The 14,115-nt window shown below is 74.6% G+C and carries 7 protein-coding genes and 1 pseudogene; 5 read left to right on the top strand and 3 right to left on the bottom strand.

Annotated elements, in window-relative coordinates:
* Positions 1–8: 8 nt before the first annotated feature.
* Positions 9–1,925, bottom strand: a complete 1,917-nt coding sequence (locus ABT297_RS02470) for an amylo-alpha-1,6-glucosidase (RefSeq protein ID WP_502885474.1) — start codon at positions 1,923–1,925, stop codon at positions 9–11.
* Between the two features lie 154 nt (positions 1,926–2,079).
* On the opposite strand from ABT297_RS02470, the gene ABT297_RS02465 reads away from it, so the two are divergent.
* Positions 2,080–4,734: an MGH1-like glycoside hydrolase domain-containing protein gene (locus tag ABT297_RS02465; protein ID WP_350543744.1), complete on the top strand. Its 2,655-nt coding sequence runs from the start codon at positions 2,080–2,082 to the stop codon at positions 4,732–4,734.
* A gap of 43 nt (positions 4,735–4,777) precedes the next feature.
* Here the strand turns inward: ABT297_RS02465 and ABT297_RS02460 are convergent, their stop codons facing one another.
* Together ABT297_RS02460 and ABT297_RS02455 are read right to left on the bottom strand one after the other, a co-directional pair.
* On the bottom strand, positions 4,778–7,417 hold the full coding sequence (locus ABT297_RS02460; protein ID WP_350543742.1) for a putative bifunctional diguanylate cyclase/phosphodiesterase: 2,640 nt from the start codon (positions 7,415–7,417) through the stop codon (positions 4,778–4,780).
* Positions 7,418–7,604: 187 nt separating this feature from the next.
* A pseudogene (locus ABT297_RS02455) lies at positions 7,605–8,393 on the bottom strand (PP2C family protein-serine/threonine phosphatase); the annotation flags it as partial.
* Between the two features lie 63 nt (positions 8,394–8,456).
* On the opposite strand from ABT297_RS02455, the gene ABT297_RS02450 reads away from it, so the two are divergent.
* The 4 genes from ABT297_RS02450 (at position 8,457) to ABT297_RS02435 (ending at position 14,077) form a co-directional block, all read left to right on the top strand.
* Positions 8,457–11,459, top strand: a complete 3,003-nt coding sequence (locus ABT297_RS02450; RefSeq protein ID WP_350543740.1) for a helix-turn-helix transcriptional regulator — start codon at positions 8,457–8,459, stop codon at positions 11,457–11,459.
* A 139-nt stretch (positions 11,460–11,598) separates the two neighbouring features.
* On the top strand, positions 11,599–12,417 hold the full coding sequence (locus ABT297_RS02445; RefSeq protein ID WP_350543738.1) for a serine/threonine-protein kinase: 819 nt from the start codon (positions 11,599–11,601) through the stop codon (positions 12,415–12,417).
* A 178-nt stretch (positions 12,418–12,595) separates the two neighbouring features.
* Complete coding sequence (locus tag ABT297_RS02440; protein WP_350543736.1) at positions 12,596–12,763, top strand: LPXTG cell wall anchor domain-containing protein; 168 nt, start codon at positions 12,596–12,598, stop codon at positions 12,761–12,763.
* A 3-nt stretch (positions 12,764–12,766) separates the two neighbouring features.
* A complete protein-coding gene (locus ABT297_RS02435; protein ID WP_350543734.1) occupies positions 12,767–14,077 on the top strand; it encodes a glycosyltransferase in 1,311 nt (436 codons plus the stop codon).
* Positions 14,078–14,115 lie beyond the last annotated feature (38 nt).

The raw sequence follows: 14,115 nt of genomic DNA, 5'->3' as shown, positions 1-14,115 counted from the left end.
TGTAACGGTCAGCCGACATTCCGCCGTACGGGCTCGGCGTTCCTTCGCACACGCAGGGTCTCCGCGACCGACCAGGCCTGGAACGGACAGCCCGTCGCCCGGTGCGGCGGGTCCCCGTCCGCCGTCTCGCTGACCGAACCGACACCCCACTCCCACAGGTGCGCCTCGAGGCCCCGCAGGAGCTCGTCGTGCTGGTGCGCGGACGTGGCCGGGTGGGCGTCCGCGTACGGACCGATCATCCAGGGCCACACCGTGCCCTGGTGGTAGGCGGCGTCACGCTGCGCCGGCCCGCCCGCGTGGGCACCCACATAGGCCGGGTCCGATGGCGCGAGGCTGCGCGGCCCGAGCGGTGTGAGCAGAGCCGACGCGGCCCCGGGCGCCGGCCGGCCACGCATCGGGCCGCGGGGCAGGCTCCACGCCAGCAGCTGGTTGGGCCGCAGCGAGGGGTCGTCGCCCGCCGGGCCGTCGACGACGTCGTACAGCCGCGCCCCCCGCTCCAACGGGAAGCGCCGCTCGAAGCTCTCCCGCGCCCGGCGCAGCAGCGCGAGGGTGTCGCCGGCGTCGCGGCCGAGGCGCTCGCGCAGCGCCGCGATCGCGCCGAGCCCGTTGATCCACAGCGCGTTCACCTCGACCGGCTTGCCGGCCCGCGGCGTGATCGGGACCCCGTCGACCCGGGCGTCCATCCAGGTGAGCGCGACGCCCGGGGCGCCCTGCGTGATCAGCCCGTCGGCGTCGGCCCGGATGCCGTAGCGGGTGCCCCGCAGGTGGGCGGCGACCACCTCGTCGAGCGCGGGGAGGATCTCCGCGGCCAGGTCGTCGTCGCCGCTGCCGGCCACGTGCCGCTCGACGGCGTGCAGGAACCACAGGGTGGCGTCGACGGTGTTGTGCTCGGTGCGGCCGGTGTCGGCGGTGTTGGCGAGCATGCCGTCGTCGAGCGTGGCGGCGTAGGCGCGCAGCAGCTCGCGGCCCTCGTCGTACCGCCCGGTGGACAGGAAGAGGCCCTCGTAGGAGGTCATCGTGTCGCGCGACCACGTGCCGAACCACGGGTACCCGGCGATGACGTCGGGCGCGCCCGCGGCGCCGGCGACCACGAACGCGTCGGCGGCGAGCACCAGGGCGCGGTCCACCCCGTCGGCGGCGTCGTGGGTCAGCGCCCGGGCCCGCCGCCGGGCCCGCTCGACGATGCGCTGTGCGCCGAGCGCCGCGTCCGTGCCGGCCCACGCCTCGACCTCGATGCTCTCCCCCGGCTCCAGCCGCGCGGTGAACTGCCCGGCGCACCACAGGTCCTCCTGCGCCGCCAGCCCGCGCTCCCGCTCCAGGCGGGCGTGCGCCCCGCGATACCACTGCCCGATCCCGGTGAACCCGGGGCCGGCGATGCTGAAGGAGCGCTCAATCACCGCCCCGGCGTCGTGCGCCTCGACGTGCGGGGCGGGGCCGCCGGCGGTGCGCTCGCCGTGCACGTCGCGCCAGGTGACCAGCGCCTTGAGGGCGAGCGTGACCGGGCCCGGCGCGCTGACGAGCCGGTGCACGACGCCGAGGTGCGCCCGGCCGTGCACCATGGCCAACTCGCGCTCGATCACGACCGGGCCGATCCGCCAGCGCCAGCGGGGCAGCCCGTCGACGAGATCGAAGCGCTCCAGCAGGGTGTGCCCGGCGGGGCTGACGACGCCGCCGGCCCACTCGTGCACCGCGAGCTCGACGGTGGCGCCGGAGGGCAGGGTGAGCACCGGGTCGAGCGCGGCCAGGCCGAGGTGGCGCCGGCCGGGCTGACCGGGCTCGGCGACCACGAGCAGCCCGTGGTACCGCCGGGTCCGCAGCCCGGGCACGGTGCCCATCGCGTAGCCGCCGGCCCCATCCGGGACAAGCCACTCATGCGACGCTCCAAACGACAAATCACCACATACCTGGACACCGAACACCACCATGCGCACAATCTTGGTGGCTGGGGGTGGCGATCGGCGAGCGGTTCGCCACAAAACTATTGATCAAGGGGCGGCTTGGTGTAGTAACAAATGCCACGTAAGGGGTGAAGGGTCGGGTCTCTACTTGACCGAGACATGAACAACGGAGAATAGCCGCGTGATCGAGGACGATGGGAACGCCGAGCGCCGGAGGCTGGCCGAAGCCGACAGCGGGGAGCGTCCATGGCGGGGCTGGGGGCCCTACCTGTCCGAGCGCGCCTGGGGCACGGTCCGCGAGGACTACAGCGCACACGGCACGGCCTGGGACCACTTCCCGCACGACCACGCGCGGTCCCGGGTGTACCGGTGGAACGAGGACGGCATGGCCGGCATCTGCGACGACCGGCAGACGTTCTGCTTCGCCCTCGCCCTGTGGAACGGCAAGGACGCGATCCTCAAGGAGCGGATGTTCGGCCTCGGCGGCGACCTCGGCAACCACGGCGAGGACGTCAAGGAGTACTGGTGGTATCTGGACTCCACGCCGACGCACTCGTGGATGAAGTGGCGCTACCACTACCCCCAGCAGGCGTTCCCATACGACGACCTGGTGGCGGAGAACTGCCGGCGCGGGCGTGCCGAGCCGGAGTACGAGCTCGTCGACACCGGCATCTTCGGCGAGGACCGGTATTGGGCGGTCGAGGTCGACTACGCCAAGGCCGGCCCGACCGACATGTGCATCCGCATCCACATCCGGAACATGGGGCCCGACCCGGCAACCCTGCACCTCCTGCCGACGCTGTGGTTCCGCAACACCTGGGCGTGGGGGCTGCCCGGCCGTGACTACATGCCGGAGATCCGCGCCAAGGACAACGGCCTGCTGGCCGAGCACCGGCTGCTCGGGCGCCTCGCGCTCACCGGCGACGGCACGCCGCGCCCGCTGTTCTGCAACAACGAGACCAACGGGCTGCGGATCTGGGGCAAGCCCGGCCGCGAGTATCCCAAGGACGGCATCGGCGACCACGTCATCCACGGCGCCGACAGCGTCAACCCCGACGGCGTGGGCACCAAGGCCGCGCTGTACTACCAGATCTCGGTGCCCGCCGGCGGCTCGCACGAGATCCGGCTGCGGCTCAACCTCAACGCCCCCGGCGCCAAGGACCTCGCCCCGGCCGACCTGAGGGCCGGCTTCGAGTCCACGATGTCCAGGCGGAAGGCCGAGGCCGACGCGTACTTCGACGCGCTGGTGCCCGCCGCGGCCGGCGCCGAGGAGAAGATGATCGTCCGGCAGGCGGTCGCCGGGCTCATGTGGGGCAAGCAGTTCTTCCACTTCGACGTGGCGCGCTGGCTACAGGGCGACCCGGTCTCCGAGCCGCCGCCGGACAGCCGCCGCTACGGGCGCAACAGCCACTGGTGGCACATGAACAGCTGCGACGTGCTGTCCATGCCCGATCCGTGGGAGTATCCCTGGTACGCCGCCTGGGACCTGGCCTTCCACTGTGTGGCGATCGCCCGCGTCGACCCCGGCTTCGCCAAGGAGCAGCTGCTGCTGCTCCTGCGCGAGTGGTACATGCACCCCAACGGGCAGATCCCGGCCTACGAGTGGGCGTTCGGGGATGTCAACCCGCCCGTGCACGCCTGGGCCGCGCTGCGGGTGTTCGTGCTGGACGGCTCGCGCGACTTCGACTTCCTCGCCCGGGTGCTGCACAAGCTGCTGCTGAACTTCACCTGGTGGGTCAACCGCAAGGACGCGGAGGGCAACAACGTCTTCGAGGGCGGCTTCCTCGGCCTGGACAACGTCGGGCCGTTCGACCGCTCCGCCGCGCTGCCGGTCGGCGGCCGGCTCGAGCAGAGCGACGGCACCGCCTGGATGGCGATGTATGCCCTCAACCTGCTCGACATGTCGCTCACCCTCGCCGTGCACGACCGGGTGTACGAGGACATCGCCGCCAAGTTCCTCGAGCACTTCGCCTACATCGCCGACGCCGCCTACGAGTTCGGGCTGTGGGACGAGCAGGAGGCGTTCTTCTACGACGTGCTGCGCACCGCCGACGGGCAACAGATCCCGCTCAAGGTGCGTTCCGTCGTGGGTCTCCTGCCACTGACCGCGACCACGATCATCAGCTCCTCGACCCTGCGCCGGCTGCCCGACGTGGCCGCCCGGCTGCGCTGGTTCCTGACCAACAAGCCCGAGTACGGCGACGTGGTCGGGGCGAAGAAGAGCCGCGGCGGCCAGCAGCTGCGACTGTTGTCGATGGTCGGGCCGGACCAGCTGATCCGCATCCTGCAGCGGATGCTGGACGAGGAGGAGTTCCTCTCGCCGTACGGGCTGCGCACCCTCTCCCGGGCGCACAAGGACGAGCCCTTCACGGTGCAGCTCGGTGACCACGAGTACACCGTCGGCTACGAGCCCGGCGAGTCCACGAGCGGCCTCTTCGGCGGCAACTCGAACTGGCGGGGCCCGATCTGGATGCCGGTCAACTACATCCTGATCGAGGCGGTGCGCCGCTTCGCCGAGTTCTTCGGCGACGACCTGCAGGTGGAGTACCCGGCGAACAGCGGCCGGATGGCGACGCTCGACGCGGTGGCCGACGACCTGTCCCGCCGCCTGGTCCGGCTGTTCCTCGACGACGAGCGCGGCCACCGCCCCGTCTTCGGCGACGTGGAACTCTTCCAGAACGACCCGGCGTGGCACGACCTGCTGCTGTTCTACGAGTACTTCCACGGCGACACCGGGGCGGGGCTGGGCGCGGCGCACCAGACGGGCTGGACGGCGCTCGTGCTGGACCTGATCCTGACGCTGCGGACGCCGCCGCCCGGCGACGCCCGGGCCTGAGCCGCCCTCCGTCGCGGCTCGGCGCCGTCGAAGGGGCGTGCCGCTACAGCAGCGGGATGCGGTGCCGCTCCAGGTAGGCCTCGACGTGCTCGGCGTGGTCCGGCGGGCTGATCAGGAAGCCCTGACCGAGGGGGCAGCCGGCGGCGCGTACCACGTCGACGTGCGACTCGGTCTCCAGGCCGCACGCGATCACGTCGATGCCCAGGCGCCGCGCCAGCCCCACGACCACGTCCACGATCGGCGTGGCCGGGCCGCGGCGGCCGGCGGGCTCGCTGAACAGGGCCTGGTCGATCTTCAGTACATCGATCGGCAGGCGGCGCAGGTGGGCCAGGGCCGTCGGGCCGGTGCCGAAGTGGTCGAGGGCGGTCCGCACGCCGAGGGCGCGCAGGCCGGCCAGCTGGTCGACCGCGAACGCGTCGTCGGGCAGCGCCGCCTCGGCGACCTCGACGACGAGTGCCTCGGCGGGTACGCAGTGGGTGTCCACGGCGGTGGCGACCGTGGCCAGCCAGCCGTCGCCGGTGAGCTGGCGGGCCGTGACGTTCACGGAGATCCACAGCTCCCGGCCGTCGCGGCGCCAGCGGGACAGCTGCCGGCACGCGCTGTGCAGCACCCACTCCCCGATCTCGTCGGCGATGCCGCCGCCGAGCTCCTCGGCGATCGGCAGGAACTCGGCCGGCGGGATCGAGCCCAGCCGCGGGTGCCGCCAGCGCAGCAGCGCCTCCGCGCCGACCGGCTGGCGGGTGGCGAGGTCGGCGACGGGCTGGAAGACCAGGTCCAGCTCGCCGCGGCCGATCACGCCGGGTAGCTGCTGCTCGATCTCGGTGCGGCGCACCAGCGCGGTCTCGAACGACTTGTCGTAGCACTCGACCCGGCCGCCGCCGCGGCCCCGGGCGAGCTGGCGGGCCCGGCGGCGGGCCACGTCGGCGTGGCGCAGCGCCTCCTCCACACTGCCCGCGCCGAGCAGGTCGGCCACGCCGACGTCGGCGGCCAGGTGCACGGTGTGGCCGGGCAGGTGGAACGGCTCGGCCAGGGCCGTGGCCAACCGGGTGGCGAGGGCGAAGGCGTGTACCAGCGGCGCCTCCGTCAGCACCGCGAACGCCGCAGTGCCGAGCCGGGCCGGCAGGTCGTCGCGGGCGGTCGCGACGCGCAGCCGGCGGGCGGCCTCGATGAGCACCGCGCCGGCGACCGCCGGGCCGTGCAGGTCAGCGACGCTCTCGAAGCGCTCCAGTTCCAGCGCGAGCAGTGAGCCGTCCCGCCCACCGGCGCGGGCCTCGCTCGCGGCGGCGACGAACTTGCGCCGGTTGGCCAGGCCCGTCTGGTCGTCGGTCCAGGTGACCTCGTCCAGGGTGCGCTGGAGCTGGGCGCGGTCGCCGATGTCCCGCACGTGTACCACGAGCCCGCCCACCTCCGGCGCGGCGCGCTGGTCGCTGACCGTGGACTCGGTGTCCCGCCAGCGGCCGAAGCCGTCACGCAGCCGGGCCTGGACCAGCGCGTGCTGGTGGCCGTCGAGCACCGCCCGCAGGGCCGCGATGGCGGGCGCGGCGTCGGCCGGGTGCAGCAGGTCGGTCAGGGGCCGGCCGAGCGTGTCCTGGTCGGACAGGCCGAACTGGCGGGCGGCGGCCGGCGACTGCCAGCGCACGACGAGGTCCGCGTCCAGCACGATCGCCACGTCCGTCGATCCGGAGACAAGGGTGCGGAAGCGCGCCTCGCGGCCGGCGAGGGCCTGCGCGTATCGCCGGATGTCCCGCGCGGCGAGGAACTCCCGCACGGCGAGCGCGGCGAAGGCGGCGCTGCCCAGGGCCACGGACGTGCCGTCGAAGCGGCCGCCAGTGAGCAGGTGGAACACCGACACCGCGACCGCGAGCAGGGCCGGGCCGATGAACAGCGGATACCCGGCGAACGAACCGCCCTCGTCGGCGGCGTGCGGCCTCGTCGGCTCGTCGTCGGCGCGGCGGGCGCCGGCCACGATGAGGAAGGGGCCGGCGATCATCGCCAGCCCCGCGACGACCAGCCCGGCCACGACCACGCCCGGCGCCTCCGGCCAGGCGCGGTGGTGGCCGAGCAGCAGGGCGTACGCGTCGACGCCGACGATCGACAGGGCCGCGCCACCACCGCAGCCCAGGGCGGCCCAGCGGTGGCGCACCGCGCGCAGCCCGGTGCAGACGGCGACCGCGACGGCGACGCACCCGGTCAGCGCGACCGCCAGGCGCAGCGGCCCGGCGGCCGGCGTCGAGCGGTCCAGCGCCAGGACCCAGGCGCAGTAGAACAGGCTGACGCCGATGCCGGCGCCGTCGACCAGGCGGCGCAGCCGGGCGCCGAGGGTCGGCGCGGCGCCCGGAAGGAGCAGCAGGCCCAGCAGGTACGCCGGAACGGCGGCCAGCGTCGTCGCGGCGGCGACCGGTCCCGGATCGAACCACGGCAGGCCGGTGACGCTCACCCCGGCACCGGTGAACAGCGCGCCCAGACCGAGGAACCCGGCCCCGCGGCACGGCCCGAAGCCGCCCCGCCCGCGGTGGATGCGCAACGCCAGCCGGATCAGCTCCCCGGCGCGCACCAGCGCGGCCGGGCCCGCGACCGCGGCGACGGCGACCAGGCCGGGGACGGGGCCGATGGCGGCCGCGGCGGCGAGTGCCGCCGCCGCGGTGAGCAGAACGATCCAGAACGTGTGGAGGTTGCCGACCACTACGGTGCCGCTTTCGCGAGGGGGAGCGCCAGGGATGTGCTCATCGTGCTCAACGACCGGAGCGGCCCGGGGTTATTCGCCGGTTGCCACGATCCGGCCGATCGCGGCGAGCCGTTCGTGGCGCCGGCGCTCACGCGGGCAGGCGGGCGCCGCTGAACTCGTCGCGGCCCAGCCAGGAGCGCAGCCGGCCGCGCAGGCCCTTGCGCTCGGGCACGTCGTCGCCGACGATGTCCGCGACCACGGCGGTGATGTTGTCCGGGCCGCCCGCGCGCAGCGCCAGGTCGACGAGGCGCTCGACGCACTCGTCGACGTCGGCGTACTCGCGCAGGACATCCTCGATGGTCTCCGCCCGCAGCACGCCGGACAGCCCGTCGCTGCACAGCAGATAGCGGTCACCGGCGCGGGCGGCGGTCACGGAGTACACCGGATCGGTCGGCTGCCCCTGCAGCACCCGGCTGACCAGGGAGCGCTGCGGATGGGTCGCCGCCTCCTCGAGCGTGATGCGGCCGTCGTCGACGAGCATCTGCACGTAGGTGTCGTCGCGCGTGATCTGGCCGAACTCCTCGCCGCGCAGCAGATAGGCCCGGGAGTCTCCGATGTGGACCATCCCGATGCGGTCGCCGGAGAACAGCACCGCGGTGAGCGTCGTGCCCATGCCGAGCTTCTCCGGGTCGGCCTCGACCTCGTCGCGGATGCGCCGGTTGGCGTCGGACACCGCCGTGCGCAGCGCGGTCAGCAGGTCGTTGCCGGCGAACTCCTCGTCCAGCGGGCTCATCGCCTCGATGGCGAGCCGGCTGGCGACGTCACCGGCCGCCATGCCGCCCATCCCGTCGGCGACGGCGAGCAGCCGGTCGCCCGCGAACACCGAGTCCTGGTTGGTGCCGCGCACCAGCCCCACGTCGGTGCGCGCCGCCCAATGCAGTGCGAGCGGTTGATGTCCCCCGTCGATCACACCCTCTGCGACACCCTCTGCCATGCCGAACAGCGTGCCGTATGAGGTCGGCAGGCGTCTCTACGCACTTGTGCGTATCGTGGCCGCATGCCAACCGCCCCTTTCATCGGCCGAGCCGCGCAGCTCGCCGAGATCGCGGAGGTGTGGGCGGCACGCCGGCCGGGGATCATACTGATCACCGGTGAGGGCGGCAGCGGCAAGAGCCGCCTCGTCGCGGAGGCTCTGGGCCGGCTCGATCTGGCCTCCGGCCGAGGTTCGGCCATCGTGCTGCGCGGCGCGGCGCGCTCGCTGGGCGCGGCACCGCACGACTGGCTGGCCTCGGTGCTCAGCGGCCGAGCGGCGGCGGGCCTGCCGGTCGAGGAGTCGTTGCTGAACCGCTTGGCCCAGCGCACCGCGGACGGTACCCCGGCCGCCGCCGGGCCGCGCCTGGCCCCGGCCACCACCCTGCGCGCCGCCGTCGACGTGGTCCGTGCCCTGCTCCGGGCGGCCCCGGCGACCACGGCCGGCACGACCGCGACGCCGGACGGCGATCCCGACGGCGAGGCGGCGGAGCCCGCGTCCCAGCCGGTCCGGCACTTCACGCGATTCCGCGCCGCCGAGGGGAAAGGTGGGGCCGATCCAGCCGGGGACGCGCTGGGCATCATCGTCGTGGAGGACCTGCACGACCTCGACCCGGCCAGCCTGGCGCTCGTCGCCGAGCTCGCCGCCGTCGCGGCAACCCTTCCGGCGCTGCTGCTGGTGACAAGCCGGCCGCCGCAGGAGGCCGCGTTCGCCCCGGCCGCGGCGCGCACGCTGCGCCGCCTCGGCGGCGGCCCCTCCGTGCTGCGCCTGCACGTGGCCCCGTTCACCGCGCGGGAGACCGCCGAGCTCATCGAGGCCGTGTACGGCAGCGCCCCCGCCCCCGAGGCCGTCCGCGGCGCGCTGCGGCGCACCGGCGGCAACCCGTTCTGGCTGACCGAGCTGCTCGCCGCGTACGACACCGCCGAGGACCTGACCGCCGCCCCGCTCCCCGCGCACGTCGTCGGCCTGCTCGTCGAGCCGCTGGCGGACGAGCCGGCGCTCGTCGGGCGGGTGGCCCGGGCCGCCGCCCTGCTCGGCGACCCCGTCGAGCACGACGTGTTGTTCCACGTGTGCGGCGGGGACGTCGAGCCCGCCCTGCGCCGCCTGCTCGACCTGGGCATGCTGCTCATCGCCCCCGACCTGGCCCCGGCCGGCTCGCTGCGCTTCCGCCACCCGCTGCTGCGCGAGGCCCTCGCCGCCGGCGCCCTGCCGCGCGAGCGCAGCCAGGTGCACACCCTGGCCCGCGGGATCGCCGTCGAACTCGGCGACGACGCGGCGCTCGCCCGCCACGCCGCCGCGCTCGGGCGCACCGCCGAGGCCCGCGCCGCCGCGGCCCGGGGCGCGGCCGCGAGCCTCGCCGGCGGCCTGCCGGAGGCCGCCCTGGACCTGGTCGCGCTCGGCCTGAGCCTCCACTCCCGGCCCGCACCGGCGCCGGAGGACGCCCCCGGCCAGCGCCGGGCCCTCGCCGCGGTCGGGGCGGCGGCCGGGTTCGTCGGCGGGCGGTTCGGGCTCGCGGCGGACCACGCCGCCGACTGGCTGAACGAGGTGCAGCAGCGCGACGACGCCGACGAGACCGCCGACGCGCACCGGCAGCTCGCCGCCGTACGGTGGTGCCTCGGGGACCCGGACGGGCACCGGCGCTCGCTCGACCGGGCCGCGGCCGTCGGTGGTTCGGCGGCGTCGCGCGCGCGGCAGCGGGCCGCGGAGGCCGAGCGCGCGCTGTGCGTCGAGGACGCCCCGGCGGCCCTGCCACTGGCCGAGGCCGCCCTCGCCGCGGCGGAGCGTGCCGGGGCCGGGCTCGGGTCGGCCTTGGTGACGCTCGGCACCGCGCTGGCCCTGACCGGCGCCTACGAGCGCGGCGTGGCGATCCTGCGGGCGGCCCGGCAGCTGGCCGTGCGGGGGCAGGATCCGGTCACGATCGGGCGCGCGGTGCACAACCTGGTCGCGGTCAGCCTGCCACGGCTGGGCGAGGTGACCGGCTGGCGGCTGTTCGACGAGGCGATGGCCACGATCGCCCGCTACGGGCTGGAGTTCTGCGCCGGCCGGACCACGAGCCTCGGCGTCGCCCACGCGGTGCGCGCCGGGGACCTGGCCCGGGCCGAGGCGCTGGTGTGGTCGCGCCTGCCGATCGAGGGCGACCCGGTCGAGCTGGTGCGCTTCACCGCCCGCGCCGGGCTGCTCGCCCTGGAGCGCGGCGACGACCCGCTCGCGGTGCGGATGCTGGCCCGCGCCGATGCGGAGGGCCGCGACTGCGACCTGGTCCGGGTGCTGCGCGTGGCCGTGGCGGCGCGGGGAGTACACCCGGTGGATCCCGCCGAGGCCCTGCGCGACTGCGTGGGCCGGTGCGGCCCGGCGCGGCTGGCCGAGGCGGCGCGCTGGGCCCTGCACGGCGGCGTGCCCGCCGCCGTCGTCGAGGAGCACGTCGCGGAGCCCTCGCCGCGGCTGCGGCTGCTGCTGGCGGTCGCCGCGGGCCGCGACCCGCAGGCCGTGGCGCTGCTGCCGGCCGCGCTCATCCCCGACACGGTCGACGCCGCGCCCGACGCTCCGGCGTCCCGCCAAGGTGGCGCCGCGGACGGGTCCGCCGGCCGGCGCGGCGGCTCGCGCAAGGCCCGGCGGGCCGGCGACGAGAACGGAGCCAGGGCCGGCGGCGACTCGGGCGGCCGCGCCGAGGAAGCGGCGGTGCACACCGCGGTGGCCCACGCCCTGTCCCGGCTGGGCCGGGCCGGCGAGGCGCGGCGGCACGCGGAGCGCGCGGTGGCGCTGCTGGCCCACTGGCCGGGGTGGCGGCATGCGGAGGCCGAGACGCTGCTGCACAGCCTGCGGGCCGGCGGTGACCTGACCGCCCGGGAGCTCGAGGTGCTCGGCTGCCTGGCCGCGGGGATGACCAACCAGCAGGTGGCGAGCTCGCTGGGCATCTCCATCCGGACCGTGACCGTGCACGTGTCCAACCTGCTGCGCAAGACCGGGGCCGCGTCGCGCACCGAGGCCGCGCTCTGGGCGGTACGCCACCGCCTGGCCCCGGGGCGCTGAGCGCGGCACGACGAGTTACCGCAAGGTCAACTATCGGTTTCGATCACGCTAGCGGTCGCTGCAATTCGGGCTAAACCGCGCCATGTCGAACGCCCCAGGGCTACCGCAAGCCCGGCCGAGTAGGGAATAGTCGACGATTGTGTCCGGGATCGAGGTTGGCCGCAGGGTGCTCGACCACTACCTGCTGGTCCGCCCGATCGCCAGGGGCGGGATGTCGCTGGTCTACGAGGCGGTCGATCTCGAGCGGCTCCGCCCGGCCGCCGTGAAGGTCCTGGCGCCCGCCTTCTCCAGCAACACGCGCGCCTGCCAGGCGGCGCGACGCGAGCCTCACCTCATGCAGCGGGTGCGGCACCCGGCCGTGCCGAAGGTGTTCGCGCACGGCGACATCGAGGCCGGCGGGGTGTTCGTGCCGGCGGTCGCCATGGAGTTGCTCAACGGGATGCCGCTGGCGTCCCGCCTGGCCGAGGGGCCACTGCCCTGGCAGCTGGCGGTGGAGATCGCCGCCTCGATCGCGGAGTTGCTCGCGGTCGCGCATCGCCGGGGCGTCGCGCACCGCGACCTGACCGCCGACAACGTCATGCTCACCACCGCCGGGGTGAAGATCATCGACTTCGGGCTGGCGGTGCCGTTCGCGCACCCGGCGGCGGCCCGGGTCAAGCACGCGCCGGCCTGGGACGTGTACGCGCTGGGCGCACTGCTGTACCACATGCTCACCGGCCGGTCCCCGCACGCGCCGGGCGCCCGGCTGCTGCGGGCGGCACCGACACCGGTGGTGCTCACGCCCGGGCTGCCACGCTCGGTAGCGGAGCTGTGCCGGCAGTGCATGGCCAAGCGCCCGGACGAGCGGCCGGAGAGCGCGGCGGTCGCGCTGTCGCTGTGGGCCGAGTTCGCAACCGACTGGCAACAGCCCCGACCCCTCACTGAGAGCTACAACACACCGTCCCGTCACGTTGTGTAGCTGCCAAGTTTTGGCTGCGTAAGCGCTCTGTCGGGCGCTCGGTCCGACTTCGCCCGAACAGGCCCATCACCCGTTGTAATCGTCGCGGGGGCGGGACAAGCTTCTCGGACAAGGTGCACGACGGTTGCCGGCAGGGAGCCGCCGGACACCATCACCGGATAGCCGAGGGGAAGCTGTCATGTCAGGTTCGAAGGTCACCGGCGTGGTCGTGACCGGCGGAGCCACCGCCGGGTCACTGCCCGTCACCGGAAACCCGGTGCTCGCCATCGTCGTCGCCGGCGTCGCGCTCGTCGTCACCGGCCTGCTGATGGTGCGGGCGTCCCGCTTCAACCGCCGCGCCGCCTGACCCATGACGGCGATCCTGCTGGTCGGCTTCGCGCTGCTGACGTTGTGGCCAGCGTACAACCTGGCGCTGGTGGCGTTCTCCGCCGGCGACGCGGCCACTGCTGGTCGCCGCCGGCGGCGCGATGCCATCGCGCCGAACGGCAACGAGCCGCTGACCTTCTGGATCGTCGTACCCGCCCTCAACGAGGAGCGGGTGGTGGGCCGGACCGTCGCCGCCGCACTGGCGCTGGCCGGCCCGGTGGGCACGCGCACCAGGGTTCTGGTGGTCGATGACGGATCGGACGACCGCACCCCGGACGTGCTGGCCGCCATCGACCACCCGGGCCTGACCGTCCTGCGCCGCGAGTTCCCCAACGCCCGCAAGGGCAAGGGCGAGGCGCTCAACGCGGCGTTCCGGGCGATCCGGGACCTCTCGCTCGCGGCCGGCGAGGACCCGCGGCGGGTCGCGGTCGGCGTCATCGACGGCGACGGCCGCGGCAGCACCAACCTGCTGTCGGAGGTGTCGCGCCTGATGCGTGACCGCGGGGTCGGCGCGGTGCAGGTGCGCGTGCGGATCCACAACCGCGACCGGGTGCTGGGCGCGGTGCAGGACCTCGAGTTCGCCGCCGTCGCCAACGCCGGCCAGCTGCTGCGCGACGCGGCGGGGACCGTCGGGCTCGGCGGCAACGGGCAGTTCGCCCGGCTCTCGTCGCTGATGCGGCTGGGCGCTGCGCCCTGGTCGCACTGCCTGGTCGAGGACCTGGAGCTCGGGCTGCGCATGCACCTGGGCGGCGAGCGGATTCGGTACACCTCGCTGGCCTACGTCAAGCAGCAGGGGCTCGTCGACGTCAAGCGGCTGGTCCGCCAGCGCACCCGCTGGGCGCAGGGCAACCTGCAGTGCGTCTCCTACGTGCCGCGGCTGATCGCCTCCCGGCGCATCCGCAACCACGCGCTGCTGGAGATGCTGTACTACCTGCTCGCGCCGTGGATGAACGCCTTCGGTACCGCCGCGGTCTTCGGCCTGTGGGGGTACGCGATGTGGCGGCTCGTCCCCGGCCACGGCGACACCTTCCTGATCCACTCGTGGGGGCAGCTGTTCGAGGTCGCCGTGGTCTGGGCGGCCGGCATGACCGCGCCGGGCGTGGTCTGGGCCGCGGTACACCGTGTCCAGTTGCGCGACGAGAAGCTCCCGACGCTGCTCAAGGCGGCGCTGGCCTACCCGTTCTTCCTGATGCTCGGCCTGGTCGCGACCTGGCGGGCGATCGGGCGGCAGATCAGCCGGCGTCAGGCCTGGGCCAAGACGGAGCGGCTGGCCGAGGAACCCGCCACCGCCTGAACCCGGCAAACCCGAAATTTCGTGAAATCTCCGCACGG

This window comes from Dactylosporangium sp. NPDC000555 (assembly GCF_040300025.1).
In the GTDB taxonomy this organism is placed as follows: domain Bacteria; phylum Actinomycetota; class Actinomycetes; order Mycobacteriales; family Micromonosporaceae; genus Dactylosporangium.
Note: the sequence above shows the minus strand (reverse complement) of the source record. Positions and strands in the feature narration are given on the sequence as shown.